Consider the following 21045-nt stretch of genomic DNA (forward strand, 5'->3'; position numbering starts at 1 on the left):
CAGGTCGGGCCAAAACTATGGCCCAACCCGGGAAGCTCTTGGCAGGCGGGCGCAGAGTTGGCATCAGCTTACTGCATGCTGGCGAAACCGCTTGGCAGAGTTCGAGGACAGATGCTGGTCACCGAAGGCGCATTGCCGGATGAAATCACCGATCTCACGTCAGGCTACCGGCGCGTGCCGGCCGGCAAGATCGTCAATGCGGTGACGTGGATGGAGGCGCGCGCCCCGGTGCCGGGTTTCGCCCAGCCCCTGGCGATGACCCGGATCGCCAAACCCGACAGCGCCGCCTACCGCGCGATCTTCCTCAAGATCGGTGCTCCCTGGCTGTGGGACCGCGCCGCCGAAATGTCGGATGCCGAAATATCAGCGCATTTCGCCGATCCGTGCCAGCATCTCTATTATGGCCGTGATGAGAGTGGCGGCCATGTCGGCATGGTCGAGTTCCGCATGGCCGACGACAACGAGATCGAGATCACCTATTTCGGCCTGTTCCCCGGCTTGACCGGTCGTGGCCTCGGCAAACGGCTGATGGCTGGCGCGCTCGATCAGGCATGGCGCCTCGCCCCGGGCCGCATCTGGCTGCACACCAGCAGCATCGACCATCACAGCGTCATCGGTTTCTACCGGGCCTGCGGGTTTGAGCCCTATGCGACGGGTTTCGAAATCACCGACGATCCCCGGATCAAGGGAACCCTGCCGCGCGATGCCGCTCCGCAAATCCCGTTGATCGAAACGGAATGGGTGCCCGGCGCCAGATGAGACCATCTTCGCAACCCGCCGGACTGTCATCGTCTCACCATCGCCGGTGGGTGCGGCGCGAAAGCATCCTGTCGAGGCTGGAGCGGCATGTCGACACGCGCATCGTGCTGTTCGCGGCGCCCGCCGGCTTCGGCAAGTCGACGACGATGGCGCAATGGGCGGCTGAGGTCGCGCGCCACGGCCGTTTGACGGCATGGCTGTCCTGCGAGGCGACGGATAATGACGAAGGCGCCTTCCTGTCGCATCTGGTGGGCGCGCTGCGCCACCTGGTCCAGAACCCGGCCGAACTCGACCTCGCCTTCCAGTCGAGCCCTATCCCCCAGCTCGACGTGGTGCTCGCGGCACTGGTGATGGGTTTTGCGGCGCGCGACGCCGAAATCACCCTGTTCTTCGACGACTACCACGTCATCGAGGCGGCGGCGGTGAAGCGCTTCATGGAACGCCTGACGCGGCAGGCGCCCGCCAACATCGCCTTCGTCATCGGCTCGCGCAACCTGCCCGACCTGCAGCTCGGCAAGCTCAGAGTGCTTGGCGACGTTTTCGAAATCGGCCCGGACGATCTGCGCTTCGCCTCGTCCGAAGCCGAAGCCTTCTTCAATGACAAATTGGGCCTCAGCGTCAGCAGCGGTACCGTCGAGGCCTTGTGCTCGCGGACCGAGGGCTGGGCCGCCGGCCTGCAACTCGCCTCGCTGTCGCTCAGCGCCGCGCATGCACCGGAAACCGTTATCGGCAATTTCACCGGCGCCAACCGCAACGTCGCCGATTTCCTGATGGGCGAAGTCTTCCTGGGGCTGCCGCCGGCCCTGGCGAAGTTCCTGCTCCACAGTTCGATCTTCGCGCGCTTCAGCGCCGAAGCGTGCCGGGCGGTCCTGCGGGCGGCGGATGCCGAGGCCGATATCACCGAGATCGAGACCCGCAATCTTTTCCTCGTGCCGCTCGATGAGGAGCGGCGCTGGTTCCGCTATCATCATCTGTTCCATGACTTCCTCAGCCGCGAAATGGAGCGGCGCGAGCCGGAGATGATCGCACCGCTGCACCTGGCCGCCGCCGAATGGTTCGGCGAACGCAAGATGCTGACCGAGGCGATCGGGCATGCGCTCGCCGCCGGCGACCAGGCCCGCGCTGCGGTGTTCGTCGAGAACAACGCCCTGGAGCTCATCGCCCAGTGCCAGCTGCTTTATGTGCGCCAATTGCTGGCGCTGTTGCCGAGGAAACTGGTCGACCAGCGCATCCGGCTGCAGCTCATCGTGCTATGGCTGGCGGTGCACTCAAGCCAGCCCGAGATTGCCCAGCAGACACTTGCCAATGCGCGCAACCTGATCGAGACCGGGCCGGCCGACGGCAAGGATCCGGGCACGCTGACCGGCACCACGATCGAAGCCGAAATCGCCGTCCTCGACGCCGCCGTGCACAGCACGCTGGAGCGGTTCGAGGCCGCGCGCGACACCGCGCTGGCCGCGCTCCGCATCATCGCGCCCGATGCCTGGTTCATGGAAGGGGCGACGGCCAATGTCATCGGCTACAATCTCTATGCGCTGGGCGACCTCGAGGGCGCGCGGGCGGCGGCGGACGCAGCGCGCCAGGCGCATGAGCGAAGCGGCAGCCTGCTCGGCGTCACCATCGCCAATTGCTACATGGCGGTCATCGAACGCTCGGCCGGCCACCTGCCCGCCGCCGAAAGGCTGCTGCGCAACACGATCATCGAGGCCAGGACGCGGATCGGCGCAAACTCCTATGCCGAGGCGCTGGCCGGAACGCTGCTGGCCGAACTCGCCTATGAGACCAACGCATCCGGCGAGGCGCTGACGCTGGTCGAGAATCTCGGGCCGCTGATCGAAGGCGCCGCGGTCATCGTCTATCCGCTGGCCAGCGTGCCGACCTATGCCCGCGTGCTGCAGCTGACCGGTCGCGGCGACGCTGCACTCGACATGCTGGAGCGCGTCTACCAGCGCGTGCGCGGCTCGGTCTACCGCCGCCTCGCGTCGGTGCTGGTGCATGATCGCATCCGGCTGCTCATCGACCAGAACCGTGTCGCCGAGGCACGCGGCCTGCTCGACGATCATCGCCGCGAAAGCACTGAAACTGCCCCTACCGTCGCCAACGAATTCGAGTTCTTCGCCGAAGGCCGGCTGCTGACGGCCGAAAAATCCTACGCGGCGGCCACGGCACTTTTCGGCGCGCTGCTGGAGCGGACGAAAAGCAGCGGGCGCATGCGCCGCCACATACTGGCGCTGATCCTGCGCGCCAAGGCCGCCGGCCATGACCAGCGCGAGGCCGACCGTCATCTCCTCGAAGCGCTACGCCTTGCCCAGCCTTCCGGCTTCATCCGTTCCTTCGTCGACGAGGGCAGGCCCGTGGTCGAAGCGTTGATGCGATTGCGCGCGGCGCAGGCAAAGACCGACCCGTTCCTGTCGGCCTATGCGACGCGTATCATCGATGCCGCGCAGACGATGCCCATGGCGACGCGCAAATTGGCCGCCCCTGCAGCCGAGAAGGAACATCTCACCCAGCGCGAGTCCGAGCTGCTGCGTTGCTTGTCGGAAGGCATGTCCAACCGCGATATCGCGGTCGCGCTTTCGGTCAGCGAAACGACGGTGAAATGGCATTTGAAGAACATCTTCGGCAAGCTCTCGGTCTCGAACCGCGTCCAGGCCGTGCGTGCCGCGCAGGCGGCCGCAAACCTCCGCCCCCCTCCGAAAGGAGGGGCATAGACATCCCGCGTGCCCCCCTCTTTCGGGTCGGGCCATGGCATCGTTAGCCTGCTAGCGTCGTCCAGATTTTAGAGGACGCTGCTTATGGCGACAGGTTACGTTTTTCACGAACAGCTGATGTGGCATGACACCGGCCCCAGCGCCGACATGATGCCTCCCGGCCGTTTCGTGGAACCGGGACGGCACCTGGAATCGCCGGGGTCGAAGCGCCGGCTGAACAACCTTATCCAGGTCAGTGGCCTGGCGCGCCATCTGGTGCCGATCCTTGCCGAGCCGGTGACGGTCGAGGACCTGCTGCGCGTCCACACGCAGCGCCATGTCGACGACATCCGCATGCTCAGCGAACGCGGCTGCGGCTTCGCCGGCCCCCAGGCACCGATCGGCCTCAACAGTTTCGACATCGCCCTGCTCTCGGCCGGCACCACCTATGCCGCGATGCGCGCGGTGCTGACCGGCCGTGTCGACAACGCCTATGCGCTGGCGCGGCCACCGGGGCATCATGCCGAGCCCGACCAAGCAATGGGCAATTGCCTGTTCTCCAACATCGGCATTGCCGTGCGCCGGCTGCAGCATGAAGGCCTGCTTGGCCGCGCGGCGATAGTCGACTGGGACGTGCATCATGGCAACGGCACCGAGACGGTGTTTTATTCCGATCCGTCGGTGCTGACCATTTCCCTGCACCAGGACAATCTCTATCCGACCGGGCGCGGCGCGATGGCCGACAATGGCAAGGGCGAAGGCGAAGGCTACAACATCAACATACCGCTGCCGGCCGGCAGCGGCACCGGCGCCTATGAAGCCACCTTCGACCGCATCGTCGCCCCCGCGCTGCGCGCCTACAAACCGGATCTCGTCATTGTTGCCTCCGGCTTCGACGCGTCGGGCTTCGATCCGCTCGGCCGCATGATGCTTAACAGCGAATGCTTCCGGCGCCTTGCCGCGCGCATGGTGGCGCTGGCAGCCGAGACATCGAAGGGCCGGCTGATGATGACCCATGAAGGCGGCTATTCCGAAGGCTATGTGCCGTTCTGCGGCCATGCCGTCATCGAAACACTCGCCAATCACCGCACCGAAGTGATCGATCCGCTGTCGGACCATATCGACGAATGGGCCGGGCAGGACTTGCAGCCGCATCAGGCTGCGGTGATCGATGCGGCCGAAGGCCTGCTCGCAGGCCTGCGCCAACGCCTCGCAAGTGCTGCCTGACACGATGGATTTTGTCGTCACCACGCTCCTCAACGCGCTGACGCTGATCAGCATCCTGATGCTGGTCGGGCTCGGGCTGGCGATCAGCTTCGGCCTGATGAACGTGACCAATCTGGCGCATGGCGAATTCGTCACTGTCGGCGCCTTCGCGGTCTATTTCGTCCAGAGCGTGGGCGGCTCGTTCTGGCTGGGGCTGGCCGCCGCACCCATCGCCGGCGCGGTGGTCGGCTGCATCCTGGAGTTCGCCATCATCCGCCATCTCTATTCGCGGCCGGTCTCGACCGTGCTTGCCACCTGGGGCGTCAGCCTGATCCTGCAGCAGGGGCTGGAACTGACCTTTGGCCTCGGCGCCAAGCCGGTGACGCCGCCGATCGAGGGCACGTTCGACCTGTTCTTCACCGTCTATCCCGCCTATCGGCTGATCCTGATCGCCATCGCCATGCTAACCTTGCTCGGTGTCGTGCTGCTGATCAGCCGGACCTCCTTCGGCCTCGACATCCGCACCGTCATCCAGAACCGCGAAATGGCCGAAGGCGTCGGCATCAACACGCGGCGCACCTACGCCATCGCCTTCACCTTTGGCGCGGCGATCGCCGGGCTCGCCGGCGGCCTGGTCGCACCGCTGGCGATCGTGCTGCCGCAGATGGGGGTGAACTACCTCGCCAATGCCTTCTTCGTCGTGATTGTCGGCGGCGTCGGCTCGATCGGCGGTCTCGTCGCCGGCAGTGTCTTCGTCGGCGGGCTGACCAGTGTGCTCAACTACCAGATCTCGCCATCGCTGGCGCAGGCGATCGTGCTGCTGGCGGCCATCGTCGCCGTGCGGCTGCGGCCCAACGGACTGTTCAACGGAGCGTCGCGATGATCGCCCGCGACCGCAACTGGCTGCTGATCTTCGCCGTCTGCGCGGCGCTCGCCGTCGTCTATCCGTTCATCGCCGACGGCTACCAGCTGACGGTGATCCGCGACGCGCTGATCTTCGGCCTGTTCGCGGCGAGCCTCGACTTCTTCTGGGGCCGCACCGGCATCCTGTGTTTCGGCCACGCCGCCTTCTTCGGCATTGGTGGCTACATCATGGCGCTGGTCACGCTCAACGACGCCATCCCCTTGGGCAGCCTGCTCGGCATCCTGGGCGCGATTGCGGGTGCTGCCTTCGTCGCCGCCATCATCGGCTACTTCCTGTTCTTCGGCGGCATCCGCGGCAGCTACTTCACCATCGTGACGCTTGCCATGGGCGTCATCTGCCAGCAGGCCGCCGTCTCCTGGAGCTCGGTCACCGGTGGCGACAGCGGCCTGATCGGCATTCCGTCGATCGCCTTCGATCTTGGCGAAATACATGTCGATCTCAGCCAGGATCTGCCGAGTTACATCTTCGTCGCGGCGATCGTTGCGGTGGTCGTGCTGGTGCTGTGGTCGCTCAGCAGAGGTCGCTGGGGCACCGTGCTGACCGCCATCCAGGACAATGAAGTCCGGGCGGCCGCCCTTGGCCACAATGCGCCGCTGAGGCTACTCGTCACCTTCGTCCTGTCCGCGGCGATCGCCGGGCTCGCGGGCGCGCTCTATGTCTGCATGGCCGGGTTGGTGGCACCCGACCTGTCCGGGCTGCTGCTGTCGACGGAAGTCATCGTCTGGGTAGCGGTTGGCGGGCGCGGCACGCTGCTTGGTCCGGTGCTGGGCGCCATCGCCATACAGCGCGCGCAGCAGACGATCAGCAGCTTCAACCCGAGCCTGTGGCCGCTTTTGCTCGGCTGCGTCTTCGTCGTCATCGTCTTCGTGCTGCCGGACGGCATCCTGTCGATCTATGCGCGGCTGAAGAGCCTGTTCAAGGGCCGGAGGCAAGCGCAATGAGCGACGTGCTGCTTCAGGCCGAGAATGTCGGCATACGCTTTGGCGGGCTGCAAGCGCTGGAAGGGTTGAACCTGACGGTGCGCGACAGGGAGCTCTGCTGCATCATCGGGCCGAACGGCGCCGGCAAGAGCACCTTCCTCAACCTTTTGACCGGCACACTTCGCCCGACCAGCGGCAGCGTGCGCTTCCTCGGCCACGACATTGCCGGCCTGCCGCTACACCGCATCGCCCGGCTCGGCATCGCCCGAAAATTCCAGATCCCGTCGGTCTTTCCGAGCCTCTCGGTCGAGGACAATCTCAAGGTCGCACGGTGGGGCACCTCGTCGCCGGTGCGTCCGGTCGGTGAGCTGCTGGACCTGGTCGCGCTTGGCAGCCGCGCGGCCACGCTGGCCGGCGAACTGGCGCACGGCCAGAAGCAATGGCTGGAGATCGGCATGGCATTGGCGATCGAGCCAAGGCTGCTGCTGCTCGACGAGCCGACCGCCGGCATGACGCCGCAGGAAACGCTGGCGACCGCGCAGATGCTGCTGCGGCTCAAGGGCGAGTTCTCGATCGTCGCTGTCGAGCACGACATCCGCTTCGTGCGGGCGCTGAACTGCGAGACGCTGGTGCTGCACCAGGGACGCCGGCTGCGCAGCGGTCCTTTCCACGACATCGAGGCCGACGAAATGGTCCGCGATGTCTATCTGGGGAGGCGCTGACCATGCTGCGGACACTCGCGGTCTCGGCCGGCTACGGCCTGCTCCCTGTGCTGAACGGCATCGATCTCAGCGTGGCACCGGGTGAAGTCGTCGGCCTGCTTGGCCGCAATGGCGCCGGCAAGACGACGCTGCTGCGCGTCATCGCCGGTGGCCTGAAGGCGAGCGGCGGCGCGGTTGTTCTCGGCGATCAGGACCTTACCGACGCGGCGGCCTTCCGCCGGGCGCGGGCGGGCATAGCGCATGTGCCGCAGGGCCGCGGCATCTTCAACCAGCTGACCGTGCGGCAGAATTTGGAGGTCGGCACGCGCGCAGCCATGGACCGTGGGGACGGCGGCATTCCTGACGACATCTTCGGCTATTTTCCGATCCTGCGCGAACGCGAGGCGCAAATCGCCGGCACGCTGTCGGGCGGCCAGCAGCAGATGCTGGCGATCGGCCGCGCGCTATGCGGCCTGCCGTCGGTGCTGCTGCTCGACGAACCCTCGGAAGGCATCCAGCCGAACATCGTGCAGTCGATCGCCGAGCTGGTGCCGCGCATCGCCCGCGAGCGCGGCATCGCGATCGTTCTGGTCGAGCAGAATCTCGATCTCGTTCTGAAGGCGGCCGACCGCTGCCTGGTGATGGAAAAGGGCAGGATCGTGCATGAGGGCACGCCGGAGGCGTTCGCCGACGAGAGCCTGCTGAAGGACCTGTTGGCCCTATGAGGCGCGCCTGAAGCGCATCTGGACCTGCTGACTTTGTAAGGCGTGCATGGGGCGCGCCTGGACTGGAAGGGAACATAACAATGATAAGCAGAAGAACGATACTGAAAGCCGGCGGCGCAGCCGCCGCCTTCGCCATGGTCGGCGCGCCGTCGATCCTGCGCGCCGCCGATACCGTCAAGGTCGGCCTGTCGATCCCGATCACCGGACTGCAGGCGATCCTCGGTGAGACGCTGCTCAATTGCTACAAGCTCGCCGCCGCCGAGCTCAATGCCGCCAACGGCATTGGCGGTCGCCAGGTCGAACTGTTCATCGAGGACAACCAGACGACGACCAAGGGCTCGATCGACAAGGCGCGCAAGCTCATCAACGAAGACAAGGTCGACGTGGTCATGGGCACGATCATTTCGCCCGAGCGCAGCGCGACGCTGTCGGTGACCTCGAAAGCCAAGAAGCTGTTCTTCTACCCGACCAATTTCGAGGGCGGCGAATGCAACCGCTACTTCGTCGCCACCGGGCCGATCCCGATGCAGCAGGTCGACCCGATGATGCCGTGGGTGGCCGAGAATCTCGGTAAGACGATCTATGTCATGGCCTCGGACTACGCCTGGCCGCAGAAGATGACCGAGGCGATCACGGCGGCCTATGAGAAGGCCGGCGGCAAGATCATCGGCGCCGACTACTATCCGTTCGGCACCACGGATTTCGGCCCGGCTTTCCAGAAGATCAAATCGCTGAAGCCCGATGTCGTCTGGTCGATGGTGGTCGGCAACGATGCCGTCACGCAGCTCAAGCAATATCGCTCTTTCGACATCAAGCAGCCGCTGATCGCGCCGCTCGACGAGGTTTTCAACAAGGACGCGCTGCCGCCCGGCGTCGCCGCCGGCACCTATGCGCCGCAGCCTTACTGGATGGCGCTCGACAATCCGGTCAACAAGAAGTTCATCGCAAGCTTCCGCGAAAAGTTCGGCCAGGAGAAGATGGTCAACGGCATCGGTGAGGCCGGCTACAACGGCCTGCATCTCTATGCGCTGGCCGCCGAGAAGGCCGGGTCACTCAGGGATGACGATGTGCTCAAGGCATTGCCCACCATCGAGTTCGACGCGCCGCAAGGCAAGATCCGCGTCGATGCCTCCAACAACCACACGCTCTGCCATTCCTATGTCGGCAAGGCGGCGGCGGACGGCATCAGCTACGAGATCGCTAAGGATTTCGGCGCCATCACGCCGGTCACGCCTTACTGCAAGGTGTAGGATCTTACACCCGAGAGGTCCTGACGGCGGCTTTTCGGCCGCCGTCACGGCGTACGCGGCGCCGGCAGCCGCTCGCGTAATTCGTCGACAAGCACCCTGGTGTTTTCGGAATAGTCGATGGGCACGACGACGAGATGCACGCCGCCGCCGGTGAAGGCCCGCTCCAGCGCCGGCCGCAAATCGGCGATCTCCATAACCCTGGTTCCCTTGGCGCCATAGGCCTCGGCGTATTTGACGAAATCGGGATTGCCGAAGGTCATGCCGAAATCCGGGAATTCGTCGACCGCCTGCTTCCAGCGGATCATGCCATAGGCATGGTCTTCGAGCAGCAGGATGACGAGGTTGAGCTTCAGCCTGACGGCGGTCTCCAGTTCCTGGCTGTTCATCATGAAGCCACCATCGCCGCAAATGGCCATGACACGGCGCGTGGGATAGAGCAGTGACGCCATCATCGCCGACGGCAGGCCGGCGCCCATCGTGGCCAGCGCATTGTCGAGCAGCAGCGTGTTTGCCATGCGCGTGCGGTAGTTGCGCGCGAACCAGATCTTGTACATGCCGTTGTCGAGGGCGAGGATTCCGTCCGCCGGCATTACGGCACGCACATCATGCACGATGCGCTGCGGCGTGAAGCGGTCTTCGGTGGCGCGCGCGGCGATCCGGCTCAAAATGCCTTCCCTGAGTGGCAGCAGCGCCTGTGCGTTGGGGATCTTGCCCTCGATACGGTCCGCCAGCAGCGCCAGCGACGGGCCAAGGTCGCCGACGATCTCGGCCTGCGGGAAATAGACCTGCTCGACATCGGCCGAGTGGTAGCCGACATGGATGACCTTCGGCCCGTTGGCGCCCATGATGAAGGGCGGCTTCTCAACCGTGTCGTGGCCGATGGTGATGATCAGATCGGCCTGTTCGATGGCCTCGTGCACATAGTCGCGCTCCGACAGTGCCGCCGTTCCCATATAGAGTTCGGTGCCGCCGGGCACCGTGCCCTTGCCCATCTGCGTGGTGAAATAGGGTATTTGCGTGCGCAGCACGAACTGGGCGACATCGGGTGTCACACGCGGCCTCGACGCCGCCGCGCCGAACATCAGCAGCGGACGCTTGGCCTCCATGATCATGCGGGCGGCGCGATCGAGCGCGTCCGCGCTGGCCAGCGGCAGCTCGACCGGATGCGTCGGCACCAGCGCCACCGGCTCGCACTCGGCCGCCGCGATGTCTTCCGGCAGTTCCAGATGCACCGGGCCGGGCCGCTCTTCCTGGGCAACGCGGAAGGCCTCGCGCACCAGCGAGGGGATCATCTTGGGCGAGACGATCTGGCGCGACAGCTTGGTCAGCGGCTTCATCGCCGCGACGATGTCGACGATCTGGAAGCGCGCCTGCCGTGATGACAATATGCCTTTCTGGCCGGTGATCATGATCATCGGCATCGCGCCGAGCAGCGCATAGGCCGCCCCGGTCGTCAGATTGAGCGCCCCGGGGCCAAGCGTGGTGATGCACACGCCCGCCTTGCCGGTGAGCCTGCCATAAGTGGCAGCCATGAAAGCAGCGGCCTGTTCATGTCGGGTCAAGATCAGCTGGATCGACGAGCGGCGGATCGATTCGACGATGTCGAGATTCTCCTCGCCGGGAATGCCGAAAATCCGGTCGACCCCTTCATTCTCGAGGGCCGCCACGAACAGATCCGAACCTTTGGTCATGAACCGCCTCTCCTGCAATGCGCACGTTCCGCCTTCATATGGCATTGGTAAGCGGCGCCTCAAAGAGCGCAAGCCTGCTCTCGGCGATCAGCCCATCAGTTTCGGCAGGGCGGCTGCCAGCGCATCGATGGCGAGCCTAACCTTGAGCGGCAGATGCGGCGTCTGCAGCCAGAGCGCATGGCAGTCGTAGAGATAGTGCGGCTGGTCCGGCAACAGCGCGACCAACGCACCGGCCTCTATGCGCTCGCGGACCAGCCACCACGGTAGCCACGCCAGCCCCATGCCTTCGGCCGCTGCATCGGCGATGGCGTCGAGATCGTCGAGCCGCAGCCGACCGCTGGGGATGATCTCCTGTACGGATTGCCCTTCACGCGCAAACAGCCAGGGCTGAACGACCTGGCCGAGCCGGCGATAGACGATTGCCTGATGGTCGGCGAGATCTTCGATCCGCCGCGGTTCGCCATGGATTCCGAGATAGGCAGGCGCGGCACAGACAACCATGCCCTGGCGTGCAACGCGGCGCGCGATCACGCCGGCCTTGTCCTCAAGATCGCCGGTGCGGATGGCAAGGTCAAAGCCGTCCTCCGCGAGATCGGCGAAGCGGTCGCTGAGCGACAGATCGAGTTCCAGCATCGGATAGTGCCGCGCCAGCTTCAGCAACACGGGGGTGACGCAGTGGCGGCCGAAATGCGCCGGCATGGTCACGCGCAGTCTGCCTCTCGGTTCCGAAAACTGGTCGGCGGCCAGCGCATCGGCGGCTTCCGCCTCGGCCAACACGATGCGGCAGCGTTCGTAATAGGCGCGGCCGAAATCGGTCAGGCTCTGGCGGCGCGTGGTGCGGTTGATGAGGCGTACGCCGAGCCGCTCTTCGAGAGAGCGGATATGCTTGCCCACCATCGGCCCGGACAGGTCGAGCGCCACCGCCGCAGCCGCGAACGAGCCAAGGTCGACCGCCTTGACGAACACGGCCATGCTCTCGAGCCTATCCATATTCGAAACCTCTGGTTTCTACTGCTTTATCCCTACGCCCATTTATCCATGAAGCCTCTGCCTGCATAGCTCATTCGGTTCAGATAATTAGGAGTAACCCGAATGGCTCGTATTGTCCGCTTCCACCAGCATGGCGGTCCCGAAGTTCTGCGCATCGAGGATATCGACCTCCCTCCACCGCGTCCGGGTGAGGTTCAAATCCGCGTCAAGGCGCTCGGACTCAACCGTGCCGAGGCGCTGCTGCGCGCGGGCAGCTATATCGAGACTCCTCCCCTGCCCTCCGGGCTCGGGCTGGAAGCGGCAGGCATTGTCGAAACGGTAGGCGAAGGCGTGAAGGATTTCGCCCCGGGCGACGCTGTCAGCGTCATCCCGCCGCAATCGATGGTGCGCTGGCCCGCTTACGGCGAGCTGGTCACCTATCCCGCCAGGCTCATCGTCAAGCACCCATCGTCGCTCGACTGGCAGACGGCGGCGGCGATCTGGATGCAATATCTCACCGCCTATGGCGCCCTGATCGATATCGCCAAACTGAGCAGCGGAGACGCTGTCGTCATCACCGCGGCCTCAAGCAGCGTCGGGCTTGCCGCGCTCCAGATCGCCAACAAAATTGGCGCGACAGCGATCGCGGTGACGCGAACATCGGTAAAGAAACAGGCCCTGCTCGATGCCGGAGCGGCGCAGGTTGTCGTCCTGGCCGAGGAGGATCTCGCCGCACGGCTGAGCGAGATCGCGGGGCCGCAAGGCGTGCGCGTCGTGCTCGATGCAATCGGTGGTCCGATCTTCGAGCCGCTGACGGCGGCAATGTCAAAGGGCGGCATTCTCATCGAATATGGCGGGTTGAGCCCCGAGCCGACGCCGTTCCCTCTGGCTGCCGTGTTGGGCAAGACGCTGACGTTGCGTGGCTATCTCGTGCACGAAATCACCGGCACCCCGGAGAAGCTGGAGGTCGCCAAGGCGTTCATCCTCGAAGGCCTGGAGACGGGTACGCTGAGGCCGATCATCGACCGGAGCTTCGCGTTCAACCAGATCGTCGAGGCGCACCGCTACCTCGAATCGAACGAGCAATTCGGCAAGATCATCGTAACGGTTTGAGCGACGGCAGCGGCGAACAAATCATTCTTGCCGGCAATATCGCCCTTGAAGGCCTGGCTCGGCATTCCTAACTGTGTGGTGCGGGCCGGGCCCCTCTGACGATCGCTTCTGGTGATTGTGATGTCGGACCGCTTTAACGGGCCCGTTTCCACCTTTTTCGGTCAAGCGGGCTCAATCCTTTCGGTTTGGAGCCCCGTATGACATCTTCCCTCCTTGGTTTGGTTTGCCCCTCCTGCCGCGTCGCGCTCGTGATGAGCGAACGCCAGGGTATCGAGATCGACTATTGTCCGCAGTGCCGTGGCGTCTGGCTTGATCGAGGCGAACTCGACAAGATCATCGAGCGTTCCGGCAGGGAAGCGTCGCCTGCGGCGCAGCCACAGCCGGCAGCCTTCTCCCAGCCGCAACACGGCCGCGATGACGATTATTCGCGCTCGCAGGGCCACCGCTACCCCAAGCGGAAGAAATCCTTCTTCGAAGAATTGTTCGATTGACCGCATGGCGCCCGGCACCTGCTTAAAATTTCCAAAACCATACCGATAAAGGTTCATCTCAGATGATGTCTCGCACCAGCCGATTTGCAGCCCTGTTCGCCGGACTGTTCCTCGCATTCTCCATGGTCGCGATCGATCATGCCGAGGCTCGGCGTGGCGGCAGTTTCGGCAGTCGCGGCACGCGCACGTTCCAGTCGGCACCGCCAACGAGGACGGCGCCGGCGCCGACCGCTCCGGTCGAGCGTTCGATGACACCCAACACCGGTGTGAACTCTGCCGCCCGGCAGCCGCAGGCCGGCCTGCAGAGGCCCGGCTTCATGAGCGGCTTCGGTGGAACGATGATGCGCGGCCTGCTGATCGGCGGCCTGATCGGCCTGCTCCTGGGCCAAGGCTTCGGCGGTCTGGCCGGCATGTTCGGCTTCCTGCTCCAGGCCCTGCTCATCGGTGGCGCGATCATGCTGGCCATCCGCTTCTTCCGCTCGCAGTCGGCGCAGGGCCCTGCCCCGGCGCTGGCCGGTGCCGGCAATGCCCAGGCGTCGCGATTTGAGAACCGTGCTGCGGCGCAGCAGCAGGCAAGCTCGTTCACAATTCCCGGCTTTGGCGGTGGTTCGGGCGGAGGCTCGCCGGCTGACGTCTCGGAGGAGATCACACTGGCTCAGAGCGACCTCGACGCATTCCAGAAGCTGTTGACCGACGTCCAGGAAGCATTCGGGCGTGAAGACCATGCCGCCCTGCGCCGGGCGACAACGCCTGAGATGGTGTCCTATCTCTCGGAAGAGCTGGCCGACAATGCCCAGAAAGGTCTCAGGAACGAGGTCTCCGATATCACCTTGCTGCAGGCCGACATCGCGGAAAGCTGGCGCGAGGATGACCGCGACTACGCCACGGCCGCGTTGCGCTACGAGTCTCGCGACGTGATGCGCGAGCGGGCCAGCGGCAAGGTTGTCGAGGGCGACGAGAACCATCCGACGGAGACGACCGAGCTGTGGACATTTACGCGTCAGAATGGCTCGAACTGGAAGCTCTCGGCAATCCAACAAGCCTGAGCCCGACCATCGTACGGGTGCGTCGGTAGCGCCTCAGCGCACGATCCTGACGCAATCGGCGTGCCGATCTCGATGGTGCGTCCGATGTCCGTCAGCACGCCTGCGCGCTGAAATAAGGCGCCTCCCGGTTCAGGCGGCCGACAAAGACCAGGCAATCCTTTTTCATGATTTCCCCCCGCCTGCCCGCGCGTGAGCGCGCGGGATTGGGAAAAATTCGCCCCGCCCTCGCTTGCAACGTAATCCCATATGTGAAAATACTATTTACAAAAGAAGATTGGCGGGAGGAGACGTCATGCAGTCCGGCGCTTTGAGGCGTGTTCAAATGGCTGACCTAAGCCTCCTGCGAGACTGCCGGAGCCAGCCATGAACGACTTCGCGCCCACCGTCGGCATCGCATCGACCTACCCCAAAAACATGCCTCAGGCGCACGCGGCACTGCCAGTGTGGAACGCCGAGAACTGGTTCTACGAGGACTGGCCGGTCGGCCAGAAAATTCGGTCGTTGCGGCGCACGATGGCGGAAGGCGACAGCCATCTCTTCAACACGCTGGTGCTCGACATCCACCCCTATGTGCAGGACCAGATGTTCGCCGAAAGCGAAGGCATTTTCGGCAAGCGGCTGATCGCCGGTGCTTTCGTCTTTTCGGCGGGGCTGGGGCTGGTCGCCACCAACTGCGTCAACGCCTTTTCCTATGGCTATGACAAGCTCCGTTTCATAAAGCCCGTCTTCATTGGCGACACGATCTATTCGATCCGCTCCAACCTCGACAAGACGCCGCGCTACAAGGAGATGGGGCTGATCCGTGCCAGCTACGAAGTGTTCAAGGGCGAAGGCGAGCTGGTCCTCTATTGCGAGCATCTGCAGACGGTGAAGTATCGCAACCCGGCCGATTTCGTCGGCAAGACGGAGAAATGAAAATGCCGGCAGCCGCCGAATTGCCGCTTGCCGGTCTCACCGTCGTCGACATGAGCCAGTTCCTGTCCGGCCCCTATTGCTCGCTGCGCCTGCTCGATCTCGGTGCCCGTGTCATCAAGATCGAGCGTCCGGATGGCGGCGACCTGTCGCGCCGGCTCTATCTCAGCGACACCGAGATCGGCGGCGATTCCACGATCTTCCACGCCATCAACCGCGCCAAGGAAAGTTTTGACATCGACCTGAAAAACGAGGCGGATCTCGAGGCGCTGCGCGGGCTTCTGGCCAAGGCCGATGTGCTTATCCAGAATTTCCGGCCCGGCGTCATCGAGCGGCTCGGCCTCGACTACGAAGCCGTCCGCAAGATCAACCCGCGGCTCGTCTACGCGTCGATCAGCGGCTATGGCGAGGACGGCCCATGGGTCAAGCGGCCCGGCCAGGATCTCCTGGCCCAATCGCGCTCCGGCGTGATGTGGCTGAACGGCGACGAGGACCAGGGGCCGGTGCCCTTCGGCCTTGCGATCGGTGACATGCTGGCGGGTGCAGCCTGCGCGCAAGGCATTCTGGCGGCGCTGGTGCGGCGCGGCATCACCGGCCAGGGCAGCCATATCGAAACCAGCCTCCTGGAAGCGTTGGTCGACTTCCAGTTCGAGGTGCTGACCACGCATCTCAATGACGGCCGCCGGCTGCCGCGCCGCTCCAATTTCCGCAGCGCGCATGCCTATCTCTCGGCGCCCTATGGCGTCTATCCGGCCAAGGACGGCTATCTCGCCATCGCCATGACGCCGATCCCCAGACTTGCCGACCTGCTGTCGCTCAATGAGTTGGCGCCTTATCGCGACAGACCGGCCTCCTGGTTCACCGCGCGCGACGACATCAAGGCGATCATCGCGCAGCGGATCGCCAGCAAAACCATCGACGAATGGCTCGCCATTCTCGAGCCGGCCGACATCTGGTGCGCCAAGGTGCTGACCTGGCCGGAGATGCTGGCCAGCGAAGGTTTCCAGTCGCTCGACATGCTGCAGACGGTGACGCGCGACGACGATGTCTCGATCCTCACCACCAGTTCGCCGCTCAGGGTCGACGGTGTCAGGGCCAAGGTCGATCGCGCCGCACCGCGCATCGGCGAGCACAGTGCCGCGATCCGCGAGGAGTTCGGCCTGTGACCACGCTCAAGGGCATGACCTGGAGCCATCCGCGCGGCTACGATCCGATGGTCGCCTGCTCGTCGCTCTGGCAGCAGAAGACCGGCGCCGCCATCGACTGGGACAAGCGCTCGCTGCAGGATTTCGAATCCTTCCCGGTCGAGGAACTGGCGCGCGCCTATGATCTGATTGTCATCGACCATCCGCATGTCGGCCAGATCACCGCGGAACGCTGCCTCGCGCCGCTGGATGTCGCCGGCCGCGAGGTCGAGCGCGCAGCACTCGCATCGGGAAGCGTCGGCCAGTCCTATCCGAGCTACGCCTGGCAAGGGCGACAATGGGCCTTTCCGATCGATGCGGCCAGCCAGGTCCAGGCATGGCGGCCGGACGCGCTCGATGCGCCGCCGGCGCGCTGGAGCGAGGTGCTCGACCTCGCCCGGCAAGGACGCGTGCTTTTGCCGCTGCGCCCGCCACATGTGCTGATGGTGTTCTACACGCTTGCCGGCAATCTCGGGCATGCTTGCGCGACCGATCCGTCCCGCGATCTCATCGATAGCGAGGCCGGCAGCCAAGTCTTCGAAATGATGCGAGAGATCGCCGGCCTGGTCGAACCGGCCTGTTTGGAGATGGATCCGATCGCGGTTTCCGAACGCATGGCGGAGGCCGATTCCCAGATCGTCTGCGCGCCGCTGATCTATGGCTACGCTTCCTATGCGCTATCAGGGTTTCGCGCGCGCCGGCTGGCCTTCACCGACATCCCGGTCGTTGGCGCCAACGGCCCTGTCGGTTCGGCGCTCGGCGGCACCGGCATAGCGGTGTCAGCCTTTTCCAAGGCGAAGGAGGCTGCGACCGACTTTGCCTATTGGGTCGCCAGCGGCGACGTGCAGCGCGGCGCCTATGCCGCTGCCGGTGGCCAACCAGGCCATGCTGCCGCCTGGGAAGACCACACCGTCAATGCCGCGACCGGCAATTTCTATCGCGACACGCGCGCGACGCTGGAGGGCGCATGGGTGCGGCCGCGTCATGACGGCTACATGGCGTTCCAGCAGGCAGCGTCCGACCGCATCCTGTCCGGCATGACTTCCGGACACAGGGCCGCCGAGGTGGTTGCCGATCTCGTCAGCCTGTTCCGGGAGAGTGCCCCCGCGCAGGTGTCCGGCGCTGCCGGTAGAGGAGCCTGAACGAAACCGAACGGCGTAGAACGTCCGGGCTACGCCCCGGCGAGATGCCGAGGCAAATGCAACCTATTCCAGCCGCCAGAGCTTGCGGGCATTGCCCGACAGCAGGCTGTCGCGCTCCGCGATGCTGCAGCCGGAAAGCAGCGCGTGGGTCGCCGCGACCCAGGTCGACAGGCCGCCACCGAGCGTGCAGACCGGCCAGTCGCTGCCCCAGACGACACGGTCCCAGCCGAACGCAGCGATGGTGTGCTCGACATAGGGCCGCAGCGTCCCGACCGTCCAGCTGCCGGGATCGGCATAGGCGACGACGCCGGAGATCTTGGCCATGACGTTCGGACGCAACGCGATCTCGCTCATATGCTCGCGCCAGGGATGCTCGGCGCCGCCCTTGATGTCGGGAACGCCGCAATGGTCGAGAACGAACTGGACGTCGGGTGCGAGGTCGGCCAGCGCTATTGCTTTCGGAATCTGGTGCGGCAGCACGACGAGATCGAAGGTCAGGCCGGCACCGCCAAGCCGCTTGATGTTGTCGCGAAACACCGCGCCCTCCGACAGATCGTCGGGCACGACATGGAGCACACGGCGGAAACCCCTGACGAAAGGATTTGCCCGCTGCCTTTCGAGATAGACCGGGAAGTCAGCATCTTCCGGCCGGCAGGACGCGATCGCCCCGACCAGCATGCTGCCGGCCTGTCGCGACAGACCTTCCACCCGTGCGGTCTCGGCTTCAATGTCAGCGGGATCGACGTCGACCTCCATGTGCAGCACGCGCTCGACGCCGACACGCAGCGCCTCGGTGGCATATTCCTCGTAGGAGAAATCGCGGTTGAGCGGCGGCACCCCGGCAAGCCAGGGATAGCGCAAGGCCGAGCGATCGATGAGATGCAGATGGGTATCGATGATCACTGGAGCTCCTCCAAATTGGCTTTGTCAAATTATCTCACGGAGGAATTCTTCATTCAAATAAGAATTTATGCGGCCGACCCTACAGCCGAGCCAGCCAGATGCGACAGCTTCTCGCACGTCGCCAGCAGCAGTTCGATTGTCCTGGTGATATCTGGCGCGGACGGCGCATTGACCACGGTGATGTAAGGGATCGACAGGGCGGCGATGGCCTTGCCGTCGGAACTGCGTACTGGAGCCGAGAGGTTGAAGACGCCGGCGGTCTGCATCGAGGCCATCATCTCGTAGCCACGGTCACGGATCTGGTCGAGCCGGGTGAAGAACTCGGCCGATTGCGCCGTCTTGTCGGTGCTGCGGACGTGTTCGGAGATCATCATCTGCCGCTCTTCCTGCGAGCGGAAGGCAAGCAGCACATGGCCCGAACCGGTGTCGAACAGGCTGATGTGGGAGCCGACGCGGATCGAGATGCCCCAGTAGTTCGGCGCCTCTTGCTGGGCGATGACGACGGCGGAACCGCGATCAAAAACAACGAGTTGGTTGGCCTGCTGCGAGGTCTCGGCCAGTTCGCGCATCAGTGGCGTGGCGTAGGACACCAGCCGCCGCACCGGAGCGTGCAGCTGCGCCAGGCCGAACAGTTTCAGCGTCAGTGAATAGCGGTCGCCGTCCAGCCTTGTGACATAGCCGCGCCGCACCAGCCGGTCGAGCATGCGGTAGAATTCGTTGGGGCTGCGGTCAAGTTTCTTGGCGATTTCGGCCTGGGTAAGGCCGCCGTCCACGCCGGCCAGCAGCTCAAGAATGTCGAGCCCCTTGTCGAGCGCCGGCGCGCGGTAGCGCTCGTCTTCGCTGTCATCCATGAGGCATTTCTCCAGTGAAATCGATTCTTCATATACGCAGGAATGCGCCCGGCGGAAACAAATTTCGCCTTGACGTACGTATGAATGTTTTGTTTGTATATGAATGTAGCATTTCTTGTCACGCGGACAAGTTGCGGTCGCCGCTAAGGCGCACCCAGGGAGGAAACCAATGAACAGACTGCTTTCCGGCGTCTCCGCCGGCGCATTGGTGCTTGCATTTGGTGCAGGCACGGCCCTTGCCGGCGACCTGCCCGGCAAGTTCGAAGGCGTCACCGTCGACGTGAAACTGATCGGCGGCCAGCAATATGAAAAGCTCTATGAGCGCATTCCCGAATGGGAAAAGGCCACCGGCGCCAAGGTCAACATCCTGACCAAGAAGAATGGCTTCGACATCGACAAGGAGTTGAAGTCCGACATCGCCTCTGGCAGCACCAACTGGTGCGTCGGCTGGAACCATTCGTCCTTCGCGCCGCAATATACCGGCCTCTACACAGACCTCAGTAAATTGCTGCCCAAGGACGAGATCGACGCCTTCGTGCCGTCGACGATCAAGGCGGCAACCATCGACGGCAAGCTGGAGATGCTGCCGCGCGCGCAGTTCGACGTCTCGGCGCTCTACTACCAGAAGAGCCTCTACGAGAACGCAGACAACAAGACCAAGTTCAAGGCCAAATACGGCTATGACCTGGTGCCGCCGGACAGCTGGAAGGAAGTCACCGACCAGGCCGAGTTCTTCGCCAACCCGCCCAATTTCTACGGCACGCAGTTCGCCGGCAAGGAAGAGGCGATCAATGGCCGCTTCTACGAGATGGTGGTCGCCGAGGGCGGCGAGTATCTCGACAAGGACGGCAAGCCGGTCTTCAACTCGGAGGCCGGCATCCGGGCGCTCGACTGGTTCGTCAATCTGTACAAGGCCAAGGCCGTGCCGGCCGGAACGACCAACTATCTCTGGGACGATCTCGGCCAGGGCTTTGCCTCGGGCACCGTCGCCATCAATCTGGACTGGCCGGGCTGGGCCGGCTTCTTCAACGACCCGAAATCGTCCAAGGTGGCGGGCAATGTCGGCGTGAAGGTCGCGCCGAAGGGTTCTTCCGGCAAGCGTACCGGCTGGTCCGGCTTCCACGGTTTCTCGGTGACCGAGAACTGCCCGAACAAGGCCGCCGCCGCTTCGCTCGTTTGGTGGCTGACCAATGAGGACAGCCAGAAACTGGAAGCCGCCGCAGGCCCGCTGCCGACACGCACGGCCGTGTGGGATTGGGACCTGAAGCAGGCCGCAAACGATCCTTACAAGAAGGAGGTTCTCTCTGCCTTCCAGGAAGAAGCCAAGCACGCCTTCGCCGTGCCGCAGACGCCTGAGTGGATCGAGATTTCGAACGCCGTCTATCCCGAACTTCAGGCGGCCATCCTGGGCGACAAGACCCCCAAGCAGGCATTGGACGAAGCCGCCGCCAAGGCGACGCAAATCCTGCAGGATGCCGGCAAGCTCTAGAACCGTCTCCCAAGGCCGCCTCCCCCAAATGAATGGGGGAGGCGATCGCGTCTCGCCGGAGGCCCCGCGATACACACC

General features: G+C 64.4%; 19 protein-coding genes. 15 read left to right on the forward strand and 4 right to left on the reverse strand.

Annotation, left to right across the window (positions count from 1 at the left end; translation table 11 throughout):
- Nucleotides 1-111 precede the first annotated feature (111 nt).
- The 8 genes from JG747_RS28460 (at nt 112) to JG747_RS28495 (ending at nt 9176) form a co-directional block, all read left to right on the forward strand.
- Nucleotides 112-759: a GNAT family N-acetyltransferase gene (locus JG747_RS28460; protein ID WP_223217772.1), complete on the forward strand. Its 648-nt coding sequence runs from the start codon at nt 112-114 to the stop codon at nt 757-759.
- Complete coding sequence (locus JG747_RS28465) at nt 756-3470, forward strand: LuxR C-terminal-related transcriptional regulator (RefSeq protein ID WP_202360507.1); 2715 nt, start codon at nt 756-758, stop codon at nt 3468-3470. Before JG747_RS28460 ends, JG747_RS28465 begins: the two co-directional genes overlap by 4 nt.
- 84 nt (nt 3471-3554) lie before the next feature.
- Nucleotides 3555-4676, forward strand: a complete 1122-nt coding sequence (locus JG747_RS28470) for a class II histone deacetylase (RefSeq protein ID WP_038645114.1) — start codon at nt 3555-3557, stop codon at nt 4674-4676.
- Nucleotides 4621-5538: an urea ABC transporter permease subunit UrtB gene (gene urtB, locus JG747_RS28475; protein WP_019856724.1), complete on the forward strand. Its 918-nt coding sequence runs from the start codon at nt 4621-4623 to the stop codon at nt 5536-5538. Before JG747_RS28470 ends, urtB begins: the two co-directional genes overlap by 56 nt.
- A complete protein-coding gene (locus JG747_RS28480) occupies nt 5535-6521 on the forward strand; it encodes a branched-chain amino acid ABC transporter permease (protein WP_202360508.1) in 987 nt (328 codons plus the stop codon). Before urtB ends, JG747_RS28480 begins: the two co-directional genes overlap by 4 nt.
- Nucleotides 6518-7222, forward strand: coding sequence for an ATP-binding cassette domain-containing protein (locus JG747_RS28485; RefSeq protein WP_019856722.1), 705 nt, complete (start codon nt 6518-6520; stop codon nt 7220-7222). The genes JG747_RS28480 and JG747_RS28485 overlap by 4 nt, the downstream gene beginning before the upstream one ends.
- Nucleotides 7223-7224: 2 nt before the next feature.
- Nucleotides 7225-7926: an ABC transporter ATP-binding protein gene (locus JG747_RS28490; protein ID WP_019856721.1), complete on the forward strand. Its 702-nt coding sequence runs from the start codon at nt 7225-7227 to the stop codon at nt 7924-7926.
- 80 nt (nt 7927-8006) lie between these two features.
- On the forward strand, nt 8007-9176 hold the full coding sequence (locus JG747_RS28495; RefSeq protein WP_202360509.1) for a substrate-binding protein: 1170 nt from the start codon (nt 8007-8009) through the stop codon (nt 9174-9176).
- 44 nt (nt 9177-9220) lie between these two features.
- Here the strand turns inward: JG747_RS28495 and JG747_RS28500 are convergent, their stop codons facing one another.
- Nucleotides 9221-10867, reverse strand: a complete 1647-nt coding sequence (locus tag JG747_RS28500) for an acetolactate synthase large subunit (RefSeq protein WP_019856719.1) — start codon at nt 10865-10867, stop codon at nt 9221-9223.
- Between the two features lie 87 nt (nt 10868-10954).
- Nucleotides 10955-11857: a LysR family transcriptional regulator gene (locus JG747_RS28505; RefSeq protein WP_019856718.1), complete on the reverse strand. Its 903-nt coding sequence runs from the start codon at nt 11855-11857 to the stop codon at nt 10955-10957.
- A 102-nt stretch (nt 11858-11959) separates the two neighbouring features.
- On the opposite strand from JG747_RS28505, the gene JG747_RS28510 reads away from it, so the two are divergent.
- From JG747_RS28510 to JG747_RS28535, 6 genes are all read left to right on the forward strand, one after another.
- The gene (locus tag JG747_RS28510) at nt 11960-12949 is read left to right on the forward strand and encodes a zinc-dependent alcohol dehydrogenase family protein (protein WP_202360510.1); all 990 of its coding nucleotides are present in this window, start codon (nt 11960-11962) and stop codon (nt 12947-12949) included.
- Nucleotides 12950-13146: 197 nt separating this feature from the next.
- A complete protein-coding gene (locus JG747_RS28515; RefSeq protein WP_019856716.1) occupies nt 13147-13440 on the forward strand; it encodes a TFIIB-type zinc ribbon-containing protein in 294 nt (97 codons plus the stop codon).
- Nucleotides 13441-13502: 62 nt separating this feature from the next.
- A complete protein-coding gene (locus tag JG747_RS28520) occupies nt 13503-14486 on the forward strand; it encodes a Tim44 domain-containing protein (RefSeq protein WP_019856715.1) in 984 nt (327 codons plus the stop codon).
- Between the two features lie 363 nt (nt 14487-14849).
- A complete protein-coding gene (locus JG747_RS28525; RefSeq protein ID WP_019856714.1) occupies nt 14850-15401 on the forward strand; it encodes a MaoC family dehydratase in 552 nt (183 codons plus the stop codon).
- 2 nt (nt 15402-15403) lie between these two features.
- Complete coding sequence (locus JG747_RS28530) at nt 15404-16564, forward strand: CaiB/BaiF CoA transferase family protein (protein ID WP_027046572.1); 1161 nt, start codon at nt 15404-15406, stop codon at nt 16562-16564.
- A gap of 14 nt (nt 16565-16578) precedes the next feature.
- On the forward strand, nt 16579-17724 hold the full coding sequence (locus tag JG747_RS28535) for an extracellular solute-binding protein (protein ID WP_032920986.1): 1146 nt from the start codon (nt 16579-16581) through the stop codon (nt 17722-17724).
- A 63-nt stretch (nt 17725-17787) separates the two neighbouring features.
- Here JG747_RS28535 and JG747_RS28540 read toward each other — a convergent pair whose 3' ends face one another.
- Nucleotides 17788-18627 (reverse strand): amidohydrolase family protein, encoded by an 840-nt coding sequence (locus JG747_RS28540; RefSeq protein WP_038645104.1) that lies wholly within the window; start codon nt 18625-18627, stop codon nt 17788-17790.
- A 65-nt stretch (nt 18628-18692) separates the two neighbouring features.
- Nucleotides 18693-19478 (reverse strand): IclR family transcriptional regulator, encoded by a 786-nt coding sequence (locus tag JG747_RS28545; protein WP_019856711.1) that lies wholly within the window; start codon nt 19476-19478, stop codon nt 18693-18695.
- 169 nt (nt 19479-19647) lie between these two features.
- On the opposite strand from JG747_RS28545, the gene JG747_RS28550 reads away from it, so the two are divergent.
- A complete protein-coding gene (locus JG747_RS28550; RefSeq protein WP_202360511.1) occupies nt 19648-20967 on the forward strand; it encodes an ABC transporter substrate-binding protein in 1320 nt (439 codons plus the stop codon).
- Nucleotides 20968-21045 lie beyond the last annotated feature (78 nt).

Source organism: Mesorhizobium sp. 131-3-5 (genome assembly GCF_016756575.1).
In the GTDB taxonomy this organism is placed as follows: Bacteria; Pseudomonadota; Alphaproteobacteria; order Rhizobiales; family Rhizobiaceae; genus Mesorhizobium; species Mesorhizobium jarvisii.